Source organism: Ruegeria sp. BF7, from assembly GCF_056538605.1.
On sequence record NZ_JBQFTM010000006.1, the window covers coordinates 164,685 to 181,742 of the forward strand.

Annotated in this window: 20 protein-coding genes; 15 read left to right on the top strand and 5 right to left on the bottom strand. The window is 55.1% G+C overall.

The annotated features are described in order from the left end of the window. Nucleotides 1-9 precede the first annotated feature (9 nt). Genes ACR0IK_RS14585 through otnC form a run of 7 tightly spaced genes read left to right on the top strand, consistent with a single transcriptional unit; the run spans nt 10 to nt 6,333 of the window. Nucleotides 10-1,017, top strand: coding sequence for a Bug family tripartite tricarboxylate transporter substrate binding protein (locus ACR0IK_RS14585; protein ID WP_480641993.1), 1,008 nt, complete (start codon nt 10-12; stop codon nt 1,015-1,017). A 57-nt stretch (nt 1,018-1,074) separates the two neighbouring features. Continuing rightward, on the top strand, nt 1,075-1,824 hold the full coding sequence (locus ACR0IK_RS14590; protein WP_480641994.1) for a hypothetical protein: 750 nt from the start codon (nt 1,075-1,077) through the stop codon (nt 1,822-1,824). Between the two features lie 4 nt (nt 1,825-1,828). Next, on the top strand, nt 1,829-3,340 hold the full coding sequence (locus ACR0IK_RS14595; protein ID WP_480641995.1) for a tripartite tricarboxylate transporter permease: 1,512 nt from the start codon (nt 1,829-1,831) through the stop codon (nt 3,338-3,340). Then, complete coding sequence (locus ACR0IK_RS14600) at nt 3,340-3,627, top strand: putative quinol monooxygenase (RefSeq protein WP_480641996.1); 288 nt, start codon at nt 3,340-3,342, stop codon at nt 3,625-3,627. The genes ACR0IK_RS14595 and ACR0IK_RS14600 overlap by 1 nt, the downstream gene beginning before the upstream one ends. Beyond that, complete coding sequence (locus ACR0IK_RS14605; protein WP_480641997.1) at nt 3,624-4,421, top strand: N-acyl homoserine lactonase family protein; 798 nt, start codon at nt 3,624-3,626, stop codon at nt 4,419-4,421. The genes ACR0IK_RS14600 and ACR0IK_RS14605 overlap by 4 nt, the downstream gene beginning before the upstream one ends. Further along, complete coding sequence (gene otnK / locus ACR0IK_RS14610) at nt 4,418-5,695, top strand: 3-oxo-tetronate kinase (RefSeq protein ID WP_480641998.1); 1,278 nt, start codon at nt 4,418-4,420, stop codon at nt 5,693-5,695. Before ACR0IK_RS14605 ends, otnK begins: the two co-directional genes overlap by 4 nt. Further along, nucleotides 5,692-6,333, top strand: coding sequence for a 3-oxo-tetronate 4-phosphate decarboxylase (otnC, locus tag ACR0IK_RS14615; RefSeq protein WP_480641999.1), 642 nt, complete (start codon nt 5,692-5,694; stop codon nt 6,331-6,333). The genes otnK and otnC overlap by 4 nt, the downstream gene beginning before the upstream one ends. A gap of 552 nt (nt 6,334-6,885) precedes the next feature. On the opposite strand, the gene ACR0IK_RS14620 is transcribed toward otnC, so the two are convergent. Then, nucleotides 6,886-7,080, bottom strand: coding sequence for an RNA 2'-phosphotransferase (locus ACR0IK_RS14620; RefSeq protein WP_480594752.1), 195 nt, complete (start codon nt 7,078-7,080; stop codon nt 6,886-6,888). A gap of 141 nt (nt 7,081-7,221) precedes the next feature. Here ACR0IK_RS14620 and ACR0IK_RS14625 point away from each other — a divergent pair, with 141 nt between their 5' ends. The 5 genes from ACR0IK_RS14625 (at nt 7,222) to ACR0IK_RS14645 (ending at nt 10,127) form a co-directional block, all read left to right on the top strand. Beyond that, complete coding sequence (locus ACR0IK_RS14625) at nt 7,222-7,527, top strand: hypothetical protein (protein ID WP_480594751.1); 306 nt, start codon at nt 7,222-7,224, stop codon at nt 7,525-7,527. Between the two features lie 55 nt (nt 7,528-7,582). Then, a complete protein-coding gene (locus ACR0IK_RS14630) occupies nt 7,583-8,152 on the top strand; it encodes a c-type cytochrome (RefSeq protein WP_480594750.1) in 570 nt (189 codons plus the stop codon). A 9-nt stretch (nt 8,153-8,161) separates the two neighbouring features. Then, nucleotides 8,162-9,061: a c-type cytochrome gene (locus tag ACR0IK_RS14635; RefSeq protein WP_480642000.1), complete on the top strand. Its 900-nt coding sequence runs from the start codon at nt 8,162-8,164 to the stop codon at nt 9,059-9,061. A 4-nt stretch (nt 9,062-9,065) separates the two neighbouring features. Next, nucleotides 9,066-9,557 (top strand): c-type cytochrome, encoded by a 492-nt coding sequence (locus tag ACR0IK_RS14640; RefSeq protein ID WP_480642001.1) that lies wholly within the window; start codon nt 9,066-9,068, stop codon nt 9,555-9,557. 93 nt (nt 9,558-9,650) lie between these two features. Further along, entirely contained in the window at nt 9,651-10,127 is a 477-nt protein-coding gene (locus ACR0IK_RS14645; RefSeq protein WP_480642002.1) for a DUF411 domain-containing protein, read from the top strand. Between the two features lie 1,036 nt (nt 10,128-11,163). Here the strand turns inward: ACR0IK_RS14645 and ACR0IK_RS14650 are convergent. After that, nucleotides 11,164-11,676 carry a DUF6653 family protein gene (locus ACR0IK_RS14650; RefSeq protein ID WP_480642003.1) on the bottom strand — a complete coding sequence of 171 codons (513 nt, stop codon included), beginning with the start codon at nt 11,674-11,676 and terminating at the stop codon, nt 11,164-11,166. Nucleotides 11,677-11,918: 242 nt separating this feature from the next. Here ACR0IK_RS14650 and ACR0IK_RS14655 point away from each other — a divergent pair, with 242 nt between their 5' ends. Continuing rightward, on the top strand, nt 11,919-12,722 hold the full coding sequence (locus tag ACR0IK_RS14655; protein WP_480642045.1) for a class I SAM-dependent methyltransferase: 804 nt from the start codon (nt 11,919-11,921) through the stop codon (nt 12,720-12,722). Here the strand turns inward: ACR0IK_RS14655 and ACR0IK_RS14660 are convergent. Both ACR0IK_RS14660 and ACR0IK_RS14665 read right to left on the bottom strand, forming a co-directional pair. Next, the gene (locus ACR0IK_RS14660; RefSeq protein WP_480642046.1) at nt 12,674-12,877 is read right to left on the bottom strand and encodes a GFA family protein; all 204 of its coding nucleotides are present in this window, start codon (nt 12,875-12,877) and stop codon (nt 12,674-12,676) included. The two genes, ACR0IK_RS14655 and ACR0IK_RS14660, sit on opposite strands and share 49 nt — an antisense overlap. Beyond that, nucleotides 12,826-13,092, bottom strand: coding sequence for a GFA family protein (locus ACR0IK_RS14665; RefSeq protein ID WP_480642004.1), 267 nt, complete (start codon nt 13,090-13,092; stop codon nt 12,826-12,828). Before ACR0IK_RS14665 ends, ACR0IK_RS14660 begins: the two co-directional genes overlap by 52 nt. Before the next feature lie 249 nt (nt 13,093-13,341). Between ACR0IK_RS14665 and ACR0IK_RS14670 the strand changes: the two genes are divergently transcribed. Beyond that, a complete protein-coding gene (locus ACR0IK_RS14670; protein ID WP_480642005.1) occupies nt 13,342-14,256 on the top strand; it encodes a homocysteine S-methyltransferase family protein in 915 nt (304 codons plus the stop codon). 265 nt (nt 14,257-14,521) lie between these two features. Beyond that, nucleotides 14,522-16,204 (top strand): tetratricopeptide repeat protein, encoded by a 1,683-nt coding sequence (locus ACR0IK_RS14675; RefSeq protein ID WP_480642006.1) that lies wholly within the window; start codon nt 14,522-14,524, stop codon nt 16,202-16,204. A gap of 267 nt (nt 16,205-16,471) precedes the next feature. On the opposite strand, the gene ACR0IK_RS14680 is transcribed toward ACR0IK_RS14675, so the two are convergent. Continuing rightward, a complete protein-coding gene (locus ACR0IK_RS14680; RefSeq protein WP_480594740.1) occupies nt 16,472-17,017 on the bottom strand; it encodes a nucleoside/nucleotide kinase family protein in 546 nt (181 codons plus the stop codon). Nucleotides 17,018-17,058: the final 41 nt, after the last annotated feature.

Here is a 17,058-nt window from a genome sequence, read left to right on the forward strand (position 1 = left end):
GGACTGGAAATGAAACTGAAGCTAGGGCGGTTGGCGGCCGCAGCTGTGATGGCAACCGGGATTGCAGGGGCTGCTGCTGCACAGGATTACCCCTATCGGGATATCACCACAGCTGTGGTTTGGGGGGCCGGTGGTGGCACGGACACGATCAACCGGATGATCATGGCCGAGATGGAAAAACACCTTCCGGTCTCGATCAACGTAATCAATCAAACAGGTGGAGTCGCGGGCTCCAATGGAATGGTTTACGTGATGAACCAACCGGACGATGGCTACACATTGGTTGGTTTGTCGGAGTCGAACGTTACCGCTGCGGTACAGGGTGGTTGGGATAAGAAATTCGACTTTTGGTACCCGTTTATTGTTGGCGGATCACCTGACTTGATTTCGGTTCCTGCCGACAGCCCCTATAACACGCTGGAAGAACTGGTCGACGCCGCCAAGGCTGCCCCTGGCACTATTCCAGCTGCGGCTTCCGGCGCGGGTTCGATCCACCACTTGAACCTTCTCGCCATCGAGAAGGGGTCCGGCGCAGAATTCAAGTTTGTTCCATACAAGGGTTCAGCGCCAGGGCAGGAAGCGGCGATAGCAGGCGAGGTCGCGTTGGTTGTGACCTCTTTGGCTGAGCAAGCCCCATTGATCGAAGGCGGTCAGTTGAAGCCTCTTGCGATGTTGACACCCGAAGATGCGCAGATTGCCGGAGCTACAGTTCCATCTGCCTTTGGCATTTATGACGGACTCGACCAGTACCTGCCGCTCAAACAGGCCATCGGATTTGCCGTTCACAGTTCGGCCGGAGATGACGTGAAGGCAGCCCTCGGCGAAGCGTTCGAACGGGCGATAGCATCTGACACTGTCGCTGAATGGGCTGCGGCCAACAATTACGATGTCGGTGGTCAACACGGCGAAGAAGCTCAGGAGTTGTTTGCGAACCTTGAGGCTACCTTTGCCTATACCTTGCAAGATCTGGGCGCCGCGACCGTCGATCCGGCCTCGCTGGGTATCGAGAAGCCCTAATCCGATCAGTATTGAAAGGGCGCCCTTGGTCGCGCCCTTTCCCACAGGAGGCAGGCAATGGACAAACCTGACGAAACTCTGGTCATGCGGACACGCGACTTCTGGGCTTCGGTTGTTCTAATAGCGGTGTCCGTCTTTTTCCTTTGGAAGACGTCGGACATCCCCCTTTGGGGTGAAAACCGCGCTGGTGTAAGCGGGTCGGACTGGCACAACTCGGCTGCAATTGTACCGTTGTTCATCTTCGGTGGACTGCTTGTCCTGTCCTTCGTTTTGCTGGCTATTTCGATCCGTTCTGGTGGGGCCCAAAACGCGCTCACTGCTTTGGGGATCGGATGGGACAAGTCGGAAGCCTATCGGGCTTCAACAATAGGCCTGATCCTTCTTGCATATGTCGTCGGACTGGTTCCCAGAGTGGACTTCATTCTGTGCTCGGGGTTACTGATTACAGCTTTGACTTACGGCTACTACGGAGGTTACGCGCGGCGTGCTTTGGTGGCCTGTATCGCAGTTGTCGTTGCCGGTTTGTTTGCGTTCGCCGTGTTTCCTGCTCAGGCGGATTGGAATGCACACGGTGATGATTGGTTTACATTGGCCGTTTGGGTCGCGTTGACACTCTTGGTGCTGACCAAAGCGGCTTCCGAACGCGTTTTGCGGTTCGTGCCACTAGTCGCGATATTGGCCCCGCTCATTCTTGTTTGCGCGATGGCGTTTGTCTTCCGGCAAAACGTTCCCTCGCGTGGCGGGCTGATATTCAAACAAATCGAATACCACTACTACGTGACGCTTCGTCCGCTATGGAAAGATTGACCGGATGGACTTTATCCTTTCGCAACTGGCTGGGTTTGGGACGGCGTTCGTTGATCTGGCAGTGGACCCGCTGACCTATCTGTATTTGATTGCATCCGTATTCCTGGGCATCACGTTCGGCGCATTGCCCGGCCTTACGGCAACGCTGGCGGTGACGATCCTGACGGGGTTTTTCGGCAACAAGATCCCGCTGGACTATTCGCTCATCGCCTTGCTCGGGGCCTATGTGGGCGCGATTTACGGTGGCTCTTACCCGTCAATCCTGCTGAACATTCCGGGTACGGCAGCCAGCGCGGCAACGGCCATGGATGGCTACCCGTTGGCCAAAGCGGGTCGAGGGGGCGAAGCACTTGGGCTGACCACAACGGCCAGTTTCATTGGCACAGTTATCGGGACCATCACGCTTTTGATTTTTGTCTGGGCGCTGCTTTTGGTTTCAAAGAACATCGCAAGCCCGGAGAAAGCGCTGCTTGCCCTTTTCGGCATTCTGCTTTCCGGCACTTTGATGAGCGAAGACCTGGTGATTAAGGGATGGATCGCCGGTCTGATCGGGCTTGCGATGTCCATGGTGGGGCTCGACCCTCTGTTGTCTGAGCCGCGCTATACCTTCGGCTGGTCTTACCTGATGAGCGGATTTCAGGTCGTGCCAGTTTTGATGGGGGCCTTTGCCATCCCCCAAATCATCGATGGTTTGAGGCACGTTGAGGCCGGGAAAGTTCTGGCATTGAATGGCCGTATTCTTCCGAACCTTCGCTCTATTCGACGCTATCTACCGACCATTGGCCGGTCTGGGGTGATCGGGACCGGGGTAGGGGCGCTTCCGGGCGTCGGCGAAGATGTCGCTGGTTGGGTCAGCTACGGTGTCGGGAAGACCGTATCTGCCGACGGCGACAAGTTTGGAAAAGGGTCATTGGAAGGTCTGCTTTGCTCAGAGACCGCAAATAACGCTTGCATTGGAGGCGCGCTGATCCCGCTTTTGGTGTTGGGCATTCCCGGTTCGCCGCCTGCCGCCGCTTTGATGGGGGCTTTCAAAATCAACAATGTGATCCCGGGCCCGACGATAGACCCAGAAATCATTCTGCGCGTGGTTGCAATCCTAGTGCTGGCATCCCTGACGATGTTCCTGATGGGGCTTTTCACCGCTCGGGTCTTTATCAAAATACTCGCCATCCCGCAGACCATATTCCTGCCGGTCGTGATGGTCCTGACAACAATCGGGTCTTTCAGCGTCGGTGGTGGCATCAACGATCTTTACCTGATGCTTGGCGTTGGCGCCGTTGCCTATTTCATGAACCTCATGAAGTACCCAATCGCTCCGCTGGTTATTGGGGTTATATTGGGAAGTCTGTTTGATGAAACCTTCCGCCGGTCATTGTTCCTGTCGGATGGGGATCTTTCGGTTTTCTTTTCACGCCCCGGTGCGGCCATTCTGCTGGTGCTCAACATCGGTCTGATCCTCAGCCAACTGCCCGTTGCGAAGCGCGCATTCTCACGCCTGAAAGGACTTTCTGTCTGATGTTTGTGGTTACTGTCACCTTCACTCTCAAGCCCGGAACGCGGGACACCTTTTTGCCGCTGATGATCGAAAACGCTTCAACCTCTTTGCGTGATGAACCCGGATGCCAGCAGTTCGACGTGTGCCTCGGCAAAGATAATGAGTCCGTTTTTCTCTATGAAGTTTATGATGACATTACCGCCTTCGAAGCTCACCTCGAAAGCCCGCATTTCAAGTCCTTCGATGCGGCTGTGGCTGATATGATCGCCGCCAAGGTAATTCACCAGTTTTCCGAGGTCATCAGATGAACGATTGGGAAATCCACGCCGTAAAATACGCGGATCGCAACGCTCGAACCCGGCGCGACAGCTTCATCTTGGATGACGACCACGACGCGCCTCATGCGATGGACTATTTCATTTGGGTACTCAAGCACGGTAACGATGTTATTCTGGTCGATACCGGTTACGACAACGAAGAGGCTGCCGCCCGTGGTCGCCCCATCGCGATGGACCCGCGCGAGGCTCTGCGCCCTTTGGACATCACACCGGAAGCGGTGACAGACATCATCGTGACCCATCTTCACTATGACCACGCGGGCGGGCTGCATATGTTCCCGAACGCGAAGTTGCACATGCAATCGGCGGAAATGGCCTTCGCTACCGGCCCCTGCATGTGCCACGACCACCTGCGCGCGCCTTTCACTGCGGGCCATATTTGCGAGGTCGTAAAACGCCTCTATTCAGGTAAGATCGTGTTCTACGATGGAGAGGCCGAGATTGCAGATGGGGTGACCGTGCATTGCATCGGCGGGCACTCGCGCGGGTTGCAATGCGTTCGCGTAAGAACGGCAGCCGGGTGGATGGTTCTCGCCTCGGACGCCTCGCATTACTATGAGAATTTCATGGCGCGCAAAGCCTTTCCCATCGTTGTCGATTTGCAGGACATGATGGATGGCTTCAAGACACTCGAGAAGTTGGCCTCGGCTCCTCGCCTGATCGTGCCCGGCCATGATCCACTTGTGCGTGAGATTTTCCCGGTCGGTGCCGCGCCTCATATCCACCGCTTGGATCCAGGGCCCTTGAGGGAGATCGAAATATGAAAATAGGTGTCATTGCAGACGACTTTACTGGTGCGAGTGATATTGCGAACACCTTGGCGAGGGGCGTGGAACCGGAGGGTGGATTACGAACGGCTCAATTTCCGGGTATTCCTACTACCCCGGCCGATGAGGAGATCGAAGCGGGTGTGATCTCACTCAAGAGCCGCACTGCATCGGTTGAGGAAGCCATTGCAGACAGTCTGAGCGCTTTGCGGTGGCTCGCGGATCAAGGATGCCAGCAGTTCATCTTCAAGTATTGCTCGACCTTCGATTCCACGATGGAGGGAAACATCGGCCCAGTTGCGAAAGCGTTGGCCGACGAACTGGGTGCGCAAAAGGTGGTTTTCTGCCCGGCCTTTCCGACAACCGGGCGCACCGTCTATCAGGGTCATCTTTTTGTGCTTGGCAAGCTGTTGCACGAGTCTGGGATGGAAAATCACCCTCTTACTCCAATGACCGATGCGAACATCAGGCGCTGGTTAAAGCATCAGACCGACGAAGCGGTTGGGTTGGTGCCAGTTAATATCGTGAAGCAAGGACCAGAGGCGATTGCGGCTGCTTTGCAGAAGGCCGACGAACGATTTGTGATCGGTGATGCGATTTCGGATGAGGATTTGCTGGCTTGGGGTGAGGCTCTGTATGACGCCAAGCTCGTTACTGGCGGGTCGGGGATTGCGCTGGGGCTACCCAGAAATTTTCTCGGAAAGGCTTCGTCCAAAAGAGCCGGTTGCGCATTCACTGGTATTATTGGACCCGCAGCGATCCTTGCTGGGTCTTGTTCAGGTGCGACCCGCAGGCAGATCGAAACTCACGCGACGTCTCATCCGACGTTGGCCATTGATGTTTCGGGTGTAATGTTCGGGGAAGTGACCATGCAAACGCTGCTGGAATTTTTTGAAACGCATTCGGGCCGGGCGCCTCTCGCATATTCGTCAGGAAGCCCGGAAGATGTACGTGCGATCCAAAACCATTTCGGTCAGGAAGCCGTGGCGAAAAAGCTGGACAATCTCTTTGCTGATACAGCACGGCAGCTTGTCCAAACGGGGTACAAGCGCCTTGTCGTGGCCGGAGGGGAGACTTCCGGCGCAGTATCCCAGGCCGTGTCTGAGACACTGGGTTTCCCTGCCATGTCGATTGGACCGGAGATTGATCCGGGGGTGCCAGTCCTGAGCGTTGGAAAAACTCAACCCATTGCGATGGCACTAAAGTCTGGAAACTTTGGCGCTGCGGACTTTTTCGCGAAAGCCCTCAGATTGATGGAGGCAGGCAAGTGATTTCTGAAGAACTGGCGCTGCGACAGCAGATGTCGGAACTGTGCGCCTCGCTGTTTGCGCGTGGCTTTTCTGTCGGCACTGCGGGCAATGTATCCGTACGTCTGCACGACGGAATCCTTATGACACCCACCAATTCGACTTTAGGAGATATCGACCCTGAGCGTATTGCCAAGATTGATCCTAATGGCAACCACGTCTCTGGGGACAAGCCAACCAAGGAAGTCTTTCTGCACCAAGCCTTCTATGAGACAAGACCAGAGGCTGGCGCCGTGGTGCATCTACATTCGACCTGGGCCACTGCTCTGTCGTGTCTGGAAGACACCGATCCCAATGACTGTATTCCACCGCTGACACCATACGTGGTCATGCGCGTCGGCACGGTCAAACTGGTTCCGTACATAAAGCCTGGTGACCCGCAATCCGGTGATTTGATCCGCAAACTGGGTGGCAAATATAGTGCGGTTCTGCTGGCCAACCACGGACCCGTCGTATCAGGAAAAGACCTTTTCTCAGCGGTCTGTGCAGCAGAAGAGTTAGAAGAAACGGCCAAGTTGCTCGTGGCGCTGCGAGGTATGCCAACCCGGATACTGGATGCAGAACAAGTCACAGAACTCAAGGAAGTTTTCGGAAGGATTTAGACCGACACCGAAATGGTACGTGCGCAAACTTTCGGGCAAACCGCGCAAAGTTATGTGCAAATAGGGGGCTCCTTCGGACTGTGTTTTGTTCAACCTAAATTAATGGTGATCATAAGTGCATGCGCTACAACCCCACACACCCGTTGCATTGCGTGAGTTCGGTATGCCTGCGACTTTGCAATTGCGTCGACCGGCAGAAATGGCGAGCCTCGTCGAACTGAGTTGAAGGGGATCTACCACGACCTACCAGATGTGTTGCCTTATTCAGATGAAGCTTGAATTATATCAATCAAAATACACTTCTAAATGAGCGATAATTCTTCAAAGTTGACGGATTCACGCCGAAACTACCATCACTTGGGCGCGAATTTCGAGCAGCGCAAACTAATGGGCAAGCCCGATGGCATCCGGTCGGTTTCCCTGGCTGGACCTAAACGTCCGAACCACTGTTTCAAAGATGGTTTGCTCACGACCGTTGCCTTCCATCGCCAATTTCATTCAATAAGCCCGCTAGGTTCAGGTGCTCGTCCGCTTTGCAACTATACGAGCGGATTACAAACCGAGGTATTGCACAGGGACGAAATCCGTCAACCAAACCGCATTGTCCGCTCGATAGAACGCATAACCGTCCCGATGCATACTGCCAGTTTCTATTCGAAGGACGGTCGGTTTCCCGTGGCGTTGCCCTACCTTTTCAGCGGTCTCGGGATCAACGCAAGGGGATAGAAGCGCGTGAACGCGTTTCATCGGCGGTTCGGCAAGTTATCGCTGGTCGAAGACTTGACCCGCGCGGACGTTGAGAACATCATCGCCTTGGTAAGAGAATTGAAACTAGACAACGGGATGAGCTGAGCGGTGCTTTTGGACAGGCGCAGATGGACCAGGCTGATGCTCGTCGCGGTCGGCGTGCTCGTTGCCGCCCTGCTTATGTCCAGTGGCGTCGCTGAGGCCCATGGAAAACATGAGCTTTCCGTGGTTTCTCTAGAGGTTCAAACGCACGCTGAACATGCTGCAAAGGACAACCAGGGCCATTGTCACGGTGGGGCGTTCTGCAGCGGCCCTGCGATCGTCCAACTGTCAAATCTTTACGCGAATCTGTTGGGATGCAGCGAACGGTATGGGCTGCCGCGCGCGACCAAGGGCATCCCGGTTGTTTCGAATTTTGATCCGCCCCCACCCAAAGCCCTGATCTGATCCGTATCTGCGCACGCCCTTTGGCGTGATGAGATAACTCAGACAGGGAAATCCGATGAAAACTGAAAAACTGTTGCTGGGCGCGTTGATTGCGTCCGTTCTGGCTGTGTCAAGCCAATCGGTGTTTGCGCATGGCGGAGCTACCGGCGTTGTCAAAGAACGCATGGATGGCATGGGTGTGATGAAAGAGGCGATGAAAATGCTAACGCCGATGATGCGGGGGCAGGTCGATTACGATGCATCCGTTGTGCGCGCACGGTCTGGGGATATCAGTCGCCATGCGGGCGAGGCGATGACCAGATTGTTCCCCGAAGCCAGCCTTGATGCGCCATCCGAAGCGAAGCCAGAGATCTGGCAGGACTGGGACGCGTTTTCGGCCCTAGCTGATCAGCTGCGCGTGATGGCGGATGGATTGGCGGACGCTTCCGAAAACGGGTTGATGATGGCCGGTGAAACGTCTGCTGCAGGTGATATGATGGGCGGCAGCATGATGGCGGGTGGCATGATGGGCACTGGTGCAGGCTCCGATATGATGGACCTGTCACAGATGCCGGCCGACGGGGTTTTCACCATGATGGGACAGGTCTGCACGGCCTGCCATACCCGCTTTCGGGTCGAGAAATAGGCCGGGACGATGCGCAAGTTCTTTCGTCTGGGGCTGACGGGCGCTGTTATCGCCGCGGTCAGCCTTGCCGGCCTGATGGTCTGGCCGATCGGCCAGCCTCTCGCGCTCATCACCGTGGAGGGGGATGCCGACCGCGGTGCCTATCTGGCCCGCGCCTCTGGCTGCATCGCGTGTCACACCGATTATGCGAAAGGCGGAGCGCCACTGGCGGGTGGCATGGCGTTGGATACACCGTTTGGGACGCTGTTTTCGCCGAACCTGACCACCGATCCTGACCACGGGATCGGTGGTTGGAGCCAGGCACAGTTCGCCCGCGCTGTCCGCGAAGGGGTCTCTCCCGAAGGGCACGCCTATTACCCGGCCTTTCCCTATCCTTTCTATGCCAACTTCTCGGATCAAGAGGTTGCCGATCTCTGGGCGGCATTCCAAAGCGTGCCACCGGTCGCCGAACCCTCGCGCCCGCCCGAAATGAACTTTCCGTTCAACCAGCGCTGGGGGTTGAAACTCTGGCGCGCCGCTTTTCTGGAGCCTCCAAGGACAGAGCCGATAACGGGCAAGGTGGAGACATGGAACCGGGGCCGCGAGCTGGCCGAAGGGGCCAGCCATTGCGCGGCCTGCCATACGGCGCGCAACATCGTTGGCGCGCGCAAGTCGGAAACGGAGCACTTCAAGGGCAGCAATGCGTTGCCAGGTGGTGAGAAAGCACCAGCCATCGATCACCTGACATTGGCTGACAAGGGATGGGATGTGGCCAGCCTTGCCTATGCCCTGCGTACGGGCATTACACCTGAAGGGGACGCCTTTGGCGGGTCCATGGGCGAGGTCGTGCTTTACGGCACAAGTTTCCTGACCGAGGCCGACCGGACAGCCATCGCGACCTATCTGATGGACGAACATGAAGGGGGATGAGGCAATGAAAACCGGAATAATCCTTGCATTTGCTTTGGCAGGGATGGTCGTCATCGGTGCTGCGGTCGCCTGGCTCGCTCCATCAGACACGGAGGCGGGACCGCCAGTGCAACCGAAAACGACCGATCTTGAGGAAGGTGCGGTGCTATATGCCGAGTTCTGTGCGTCCTGCCATGGTGCCGATCTGGAAGGGCAGCCCAACTGGCGTGCCCCAAATGAGGATGGGACAATGCCTGCGCCGTCGCATGACGAGACCGGCCATACGTGGCACCACGGGGATGCGCTGCTGTTTGACTACACCAAACAGGGTGGGGAAGTGGCGCTCAAAGCCCGTGGCGTGCCCGGCTTTGCCAGCGGCATGCCGGGGTTCGGCGACAGCCTGAGCGACCAGCAGATCTGGGACATCCTGGCCTATATCAAATCCACCTGGCCCGAGCGCATCCGCGACATGCAGGCGGTGCGCTCCGAAAGCGAACAGATGCAGGGCGGCTTATGACCGCCCGCTTGACACAAATCATGACACTTGCCTGCGGCCTCGATTACAAAACGCGTCGTCGTACCGCAGGCGCGAAAACGGAAAGGAAATGACATGACCACCCCGACACTCGACCGCCGCCTCTTCCTGGCTGGCCTCGGTGCCTCCGGCATCGCTCTGGCCTCGCCGGCTCTGGCAACCGCCAAACTGCGGCTAGAGGTCCTCAAGGACCCGAACTGCGGGTGCTGCGGCGCCTGGATCGACATCATGCAACGCGACGGATTCGAGATAGAGGTGCAGAACGCCTCCTGGGAGACATTGTCGCGGTATAAAGCCAGCAAAGGTGTTCCGGAGGAGATGGCCTCCTGCCACACCGGACTGGTCGAGGGCTACGTCATCGAAGGCCATGTGCCGCCAACCGATATCCGGCGTCTTCTGGCCGAGCGCCCCGATGCGGTGGGGCTGTCCGTTCCCGGTATGCCCTTTGGCTCACCCGGCATGGGACCGGAGAGTGAACGGGAGGCCTATTCGGTCTTCCTGATCCGCAAGGATGGCACCACAGAAGTGTTCAACCACTACGCGGCGGCCTGAACCGCGGCACCCGTTTGATGGGTAACAAGGGCGGGTCTCCTGACCCGCCCTTTTTTGCGTCATCTCGGGCAGGACACGTGAGGTGTCTTCACCGCCTGCGCCCGGTTTATCAACGCGGCGACCTTGGCGATGGCAAGATCAAAGCACGGCTGGAAGACCTATTGCAGGCGTTGATTGCACCCAGGCGAGCGCGGCAAGTGCAGAAGGGTTCATGAAGCTTTGAAAAGCTTTGAATTGAAAGGGCGTGCAGCGGCACAACTCAAAGGGCATTCGCGCCATCCGCATGCTGTAGACAGATTTCCTGTTGGAAACCGATATCGTTGCCTTTGTGGGGGATGCCCGGCTTAACCCGAATTAGACGGCCAACTCCCTGACCCGTTGGATGGCATCCGGGACAACGTTTCTATTCATCGTAGATGATATCGGACTTGCGCAGCATCTCTCTCGTATTGCAGGTCACCAGACGATTGCTCTGGAATTGCAAACTTGGCATCGCACTCCGTACAAACAGAGACGAGAATGCCCTAAGCGATCCCGATACCTCCATCAAACGGAACATCGCGTTATTGGAACACTGTCTTCTTCGCTACGCCGCAATTCTCGCTAAATCCGCTGCTTCAATCGCCAGTGCTGTAAACCATTTGATCTTCGCTGACCAAACTGAAGAGACCGCTCCGTTTTTTGTCAAGCGTCGATCATAAGAATTGGGGCTGAGATCACTCCACAAATGTCTCAAAAATATTATAGAATTATCTTTTTACGCCTAACCTTTCGGGTGTGAAACAAAGGATAGGGGTTCATTTGCGAGTCTCGCAAAACGGTTTTCAATTGCTCACTTGGGCTTTCGCGAATGAAAACAGATTGCGAGTTTCTTTGGGCGGAAACCGGTGAGAATTCTCAGTGTTTCCGAAAAGTGTTTCGCAGATTTGTCGATATGCCAGCGTTTGCCTTCCGCAAGAAACGATTGTCTCTGGTCCCGATTGCGCCGGAAAGCTAACGCTTCCGCAGGGGACTTTGAACCAGCCAGATTGCTCAGCTAGGTCCCAGCCACTAGGTCTTCCAACGACCCACCATCAAGCAGAAAGTCGCTCCAGATCCACGCCATTCGGTCAACAAACCACATCTTGCCCCCTGAGATCACAGCTATACCGAGGCATGTAAAGCCCAAGTCGAACACCCAAAGACCGTACGCAAACGGCAGAAGACCCAACCCGCTGACATAGGCGAGTGCTTTTGCTACTTGTAAATGATGAGCTGCAACCTTGTCTTGATGCCGCAGCCAGACACGCTCGCCCAGTACACCTTGTGCCGACCAGCTTTCGAAGGTCCTGGGCTGTGAGAACGCACGCGGGTTGATCCAGACCCAAGCCAAAACCACCCCGACGGCAACCCACACCCAACCGCCAATCCACGCCCGACTCCAGATCGCCAACGCGATAAGGGGCAACGGTGTCAGTACGCGGGTCCAGACTGACCAAGGGTTTGTATGCCGCAACCAAACCTCGTCTTTCATACCCATAAGGCGTTCGGAGAAGCGGGCTATGTCCATCGGGTCACTCCAGAATCTGCAAGTTAATAACCGACATTGGATGGATCCAATATCGATCACAACCGCTTTCAAGTCTCGTTCCTTGGTGCAGATCAGGCCTTCGTTGATAGCATGGCGAATACCTGGGTCGAACCTGACAGGGCTGAGTAAAACAAATCTGGTCCGAACTTCGCTTGAGTGTATTCTTGTCACATTTTGGGGCTTTGGGGGGTGAAGTGGCTGATACAGCGGACTTTGAGAAGATGGAACGCCACGGATGGGCGGATCCGTCCATAGCCAAAGGGTATGCCACCGGCTTTGAAACGGCGACACGTCTGGTTGCCAGAAAGCTTGCGGACGAAGTCGCTGCGGGGCCAAATTGCAAAGTACTTGACCTGTGCACCGGACACGGTGTCGTGGCAGCAGAGCTTGTCGCCCGGGGCTCAGATGTGACCGGCTTGGATTTCTCTGGACCGATGATTGAACTTGCCCAATCAGCGGTTCCAACCGCGCGGTTCGTTCAGGGTGACGCGATGGCAATGAATTTTCCAGATGATGTCTTTGATGCAGTCACAATAGGGTTCGGCGTCCCACATTTTCCTGACCCAGCACGCGGCCTCAGGGAAGTGGCCCGAGTTCTGAAACCGGGGGGTAGGATTGCATTCTCGATATGGCAGGGCAAAGGGTCAGATGGCGCGTTTGGCTGGCTGTTTGACGCGGTTGAGCGCCTGGCCGATTCTTCTATTTCTCTGCCCGCAGGGCCGGATGCACACATGCTCGTGGATAGAAAAATTGCCAAACCAATGGTCGAAGGTGCCGGTTTTGGCAATGTGCGGCTAATCGATGTTGCAAGTGAATTGTGCGTTTCAGATCCTCAGATGCTTTTTGATGTTTTTGACGGGGGTGCAGTGCGTGCAGCATCGCTTCTCAGGCGTCAGCCGAAAGAACGACGCGATGCAATACGAGCGGATTTGGCAATGCGCGTTCAGTCGGAAGCAAACAAAGAAATGAGAGGTTATCATGTGCCTGCTCCCTCGGTTGTAGTCACTGCTTCGTACCATGGCTGAGCTGCTTCGTGGTGAATCGATGTCACCGGAAGATACGTGGAGGGATCGTCCATTGATGCCGCATGGACGTAGATGCAGCCACTCATCTGTTCGCTTCTGCGGGTCAGCGGTGATCCACAGTTTTGGCAGAACGCGCTAAAGGCGACCGCCCTGATCCTCCTGTCATTTCAAATGTCTTGAGTGCGTCACCAATTGAGAGTGACTTGGCCCCAAGTGGCACTCTCTCTGAATGCCCCGAGCTGGTGAGTCGTTGGCAATCTCGGCAGTGGCACCGAAACATCGCAGCGTCAGAGTGAACCCCAGAATACCGCACCAACCCGCATGTGCATCCACCTTCAACATTATCACTCTTGTCCTCTCCTCCACTCAAAAAGAAAAAACGGTCCGCTCATTGTGTCAGCTTCAGCTTGCTGTTCCGAGTTCAGGAGAACAGGCTGTGGGTCAGAACGGTATAGTCACGCTTGATCAGATACTCCGGCGATCCCCGCCTAAATGGGCGTAGATAATCCTGCGGATGGGCGAAGCGTCCGAATGGAAAAGCAAAACGCCCCGGTTTTGCAGAAGAACTGATCGCTGTTACTGTGAATGCGGCGCAACAACGGTGTATGAGGGGTGCAAAATGGCGCGGAAACTCCCACACGAGAGTGACAAGAACTTCCTTGTTTATGCAGGTACAGGTACGGACCTCATCTTTAACCACGGTATCGAGCTCCCGGGATTTGCCTCGTTTCCTTTGCTGGAGAAGCCTGGAACCCGGGCAGTTCTTGCCGGGCAAATGCGTGCGCTCGTTCAATTGGCTGGTGAAATGGATGTAGGCTGCATACTTGACGCACCAACCTGGATGGCAAATGCCGACCGTGCTGCTCCTTTGGGTTACGATGCTGAACGCCTTCGTGAGGTAAACAGGGATGGTGTCGCACTGATGGAAGAGGTGCGCAAAGACGCCGGTCGAAACGACGTATTGGTTTCCGCCTGCGTTGGGCCAAGATACGACCCTTATGCTGACATCCCGTCCATGACGGTTGAACAGGCGCGTAAGTACCACGGTGTGCAACTTGCTGTTCTAAAGGAAACCAGTGTTGATCTGGTGACTGCCTACACGTTCAACCGCCCAAGCGAGGCCGCTGGTTGTGTTCTGGCTGCAAGAGACATTGGGTTGCCGATCATTATGTCTTTGGTGGTCGAAACCGATGGCTGTTTGGCTGATGGGACAAAGCTCATTGATGCGGTAAACCAGATCGAGGCAGAAACAGACGGCGCGGCTCTGTTCTATATGGTGAATTGTGCACACCCCACTCACTTCGCTGACGCGCTCAACGCGCACCCAAGACTCAAAGGCGTTGTTGCCAATGCATCAAGTTGTTCACACGCAGAACTTGATGAGGCCGAGGACTTGGATGCAGGAGACCCCGTACAGCTCGGCAAAGAAATTGCGGATGTCGTGCGGGAAAACCCGTCTATTCGGGTGTTTGGTGGTTGCTGCGGTACGGATATGCGACACCTAAAACAAATGACGCTTGAGGTCGTTGGGTGATATTATCTCTGATTGTTACACTCAATCTGCTTACGCTGTACTTGGCCCTGATCAGCTCTTCCTTGATATTCCACCATTGCCCGAATTGGGCTTCGACTCGTGAATCAAGTTAAGAGCGGGGCGAGGTGGGTTTGAATAAAAGCCGTAGGCTGCGTGCGCGCCAGACTATCCGTGAATTTACTGGTCGCCGATGATAAAGATAGTTTGATGGTCCTGGCGTTTGAGCACGCACCGGAAATGGCTTGCACCACCAAGGAGAACCGTTTTGAAGCGCCAACTGGCTGCGATTTTATCGGCTGACGTGATCGCCTCGACCAAGCTTATGAGCGAGGACGAAGAAGGTACTCTACAGAGAATCCGTCGACTGCAAAGGGAGGTGATAGAGCCGGAGATCTCGTCGCAAGACGGACGAGTGGTGAAGTACATGGGTGATGGTGTACTTGCCGAATTCCCTTCTGTAGTAAATGCCGTCCAAGCCGCAACTGACATTCTCGAAAATAACAAATCCCGAGAACAAGATCAGCCGGAAGACCGCCGCATCCGGTTGCGGGTTGGCATAAATCTTGGTGATATTATCGCCGAAGAAGGAGATATTTTCGGCGACGGAGTGAATGTCGCATCACGGTTAGAAGCACTTGCTGACCCGGATGGGTTGTGCATCTCCGGTTTCGCATTCCAGGGGTTGGGTGCAAAATGGGCACACGAATTCGTAGACAGCGGACCTTACGAGGTCAAAAACATAAAGAAACCCGTTCGTGTCTACAGATGGCGTTCCTCGCTGAACAATTCAGAAGGTGAACGTCGAGGGGAGATCAAACCGACGATTTCCATTGCCCCGTTCAGTTCGCCGCCAAACGACGATGCAATAAACGGATTTGCAGCAGGTCTCGTAGAAGATATCGCAGTTGCAATAGGGACTGTCGAGCAACTCGTTGTTGTCGATGAGACCAAAGCGGTGGAACTACCAAGATACCGGTTGAGCGGAAGTGTTCGAACTCTGGCAGAACGCCTGCGGATTCAAGCGAAACTCGTGGACCAATTTTCTGGAGTTCAGGTTTGGGCGCAGAGATTTGACAGAAAAGCAGAGGATTATTTCGACCTGCAGGATGAACTGGCACAGACCATTGTTATCAGCGTCCATACCAAATTGGGGGCGGGGAGCTATACCAACAGGTGGCAACTCGGTACAAACAACTTCGAAGCTTGGCGATTGAGCGCTCAGGCTTTCAACATTTTCCAAAGGTATTCGCCGGATGCCATGGATCAGTGTATTGAAATTTGGAATGAAGCATTCAAGCACGATCCCGAGTTTCCGACACCACGAATTGCCCGATCCTATTGCCGTGCTCGAAAGGCGTTGTGGTCTTCTCCGGAAGAGGCGCAGGAATTACTTCGCGCGGCAGAAGAAGACTTTGAAGCCGCGCGAAATGCGACGGATGAGACAGATAGCCGACCCAATTCCCTTTTACGCGCCATTCGGATCGCTCGTGGCGATCATGAGGGCGCAATTGAAGCAGCTCGGCAGGGGTTCATGCGAGAGCCTGGAAACGCTGCAACCCGAGCGACATTGGCTTACGCATTGCTAATGGCAGGGCAACATGAGGAAGCGTTAGAAGAAATCCTCAAAAGCACTGCTGAGATCAAGAATTACCCTGGTTGGTTTTCGTCCATCAAAATTTTGAGCTACTTCTTCAGTGGGGATGTTCAACATGCGCGCGCAGAAGCCGAATACATCGTCCAAAAACAACCTGACTTTTATCCAGGCAGACCGCTCCTCGTTGTTTGCCACGTTGAAAGCGAGGCGATGGAGGCAGCACGAAGCATCGCCAATGAAATTAAGGCAAGAGATAGCAAATTCTCTACTGAAGTCTTTGCCAAATCGTTGGGGCTTAACCACGAAGACCGTCGTAATCGCATTCGCTCCGCCTTGACGCGGGCAGGCCTGTGAAAGGCGATTGAGTTATGGATGATCGGTTTGTTATGCATTGCCACCAACCATCCGTCCAACTCCACAGACCTGTTCACGGCGGCCCGCTGGTTTTTTCGATGCAGGGAAATCAGCTTACATAACAGATCATTGATGTTGTTTGCTTCTGCAATGCCCGTGAAGAACCTCATTAGTTTTCCGCATCGTGCATGGAGTGATTTTGATTGCACTTGAACCCGTTCAATGGCTCTGACAATCAGCGGAAAGTTCTAAATCTATTACGCGGGGTCAGAACGCGTAGCGCATTCCGAATTCGGTGCAATTCTGGTTCAGTGTCAGATCGGCTTTCCCGCTATCTCTGATGACACGTTTAGCATTGGGGAGATCGTTCGTTTTCGCGCGTTGCAGTGCGGTCTTTGGGTCAAGTCCGTGCCTGATCCAGCGGTGTTGTAGCCTGTTCTCGAGCTCTTCCAAAGTTTGGCTGACGAAAACCGTTGCGGTATAGACATCTGCCAGTGTACTCCACGGGGCGCTATCCATCAGAAGGTAGTTTCCCTCAACGACGACAATCGGAGTTTCTGGGTGAACAGCAATCGCGTTGGCAATGGCCAGATCCATCTGGCGGTCGAATTTGGGGTGAAAAGACACATGTCGCGCAGACTTCAGCCCTCTGATTGCATTACAAAACCCGTATCCGTCGAAGGTTTCCGGTGCGCCTTTTCGTGCTAGCAAACCACGCGCTTCAAGTATGCGATTGTCCAGATGATAGCCGTCCATAGGAACCAGCGTGGCCAACGGAACCGCGGAACTCTGTTGCCCGTTCAGCGATTGCACAACGGTTTCTGCAAGGGTCGACTTTCCGGACGCAGGGGGGC

Coding starts and splice junctions, on each gene's coding strand:
- ACR0IK_RS14585 (WP_480641993.1), top strand. CDS start 10: ATGAAACTGAAGCTAGGGCGGTTGGCGGCCGCAGCTGTGATGGCAACC.
- ACR0IK_RS14590 (WP_480641994.1), top strand. CDS start 1,075: ATGGACAAACCTGACGAAACTCTGGTCATGCGGACACGCGACTTCTGG.
- ACR0IK_RS14595 (WP_480641995.1), top strand. CDS start 1,829: ATGGACTTTATCCTTTCGCAACTGGCTGGGTTTGGGACGGCGTTCGTT.
- ACR0IK_RS14600 (WP_480641996.1), top strand. CDS start 3,340: ATGTTTGTGGTTACTGTCACCTTCACTCTCAAGCCCGGAACGCGGGAC.
- ACR0IK_RS14605 (WP_480641997.1), top strand. CDS start 3,624: ATGAACGATTGGGAAATCCACGCCGTAAAATACGCGGATCGCAACGCT.
- otnK (WP_480641998.1), top strand. CDS start 4,418: ATGAAAATAGGTGTCATTGCAGACGACTTTACTGGTGCGAGTGATATT.
- ACR0IK_RS14620 (WP_480594752.1), bottom strand. CDS start 7,080: ATGAAACGCGTTCACGCGCTTCTATCCCCTTGCGTTGATCCCGAGACC.
- ACR0IK_RS14625 (WP_480594751.1), top strand. CDS start 7,222: ATGCTCGTCGCGGTCGGCGTGCTCGTTGCCGCCCTGCTTATGTCCAGT.
- ACR0IK_RS14630 (WP_480594750.1), top strand. CDS start 7,583: ATGAAAACTGAAAAACTGTTGCTGGGCGCGTTGATTGCGTCCGTTCTG.
- ACR0IK_RS14635 (WP_480642000.1), top strand. CDS start 8,162: ATGCGCAAGTTCTTTCGTCTGGGGCTGACGGGCGCTGTTATCGCCGCG.
- ACR0IK_RS14640 (WP_480642001.1), top strand. CDS start 9,066: ATGAAAACCGGAATAATCCTTGCATTTGCTTTGGCAGGGATGGTCGTC.
- ACR0IK_RS14645 (WP_480642002.1), top strand. CDS start 9,651: ATGACCACCCCGACACTCGACCGCCGCCTCTTCCTGGCTGGCCTCGGT.
- ACR0IK_RS14650 (WP_480642003.1), bottom strand. CDS start 11,676: ATGGACATAGCCCGCTTCTCCGAACGCCTTATGGGTATGAAAGACGAG.
- ACR0IK_RS14655 (WP_480642045.1), top strand. CDS start 11,919: ATGGAACGCCACGGATGGGCGGATCCGTCCATAGCCAAAGGGTATGCC.
- ACR0IK_RS14670 (WP_480642005.1), top strand. CDS start 13,342: ATGGCGCGGAAACTCCCACACGAGAGTGACAAGAACTTCCTTGTTTAT.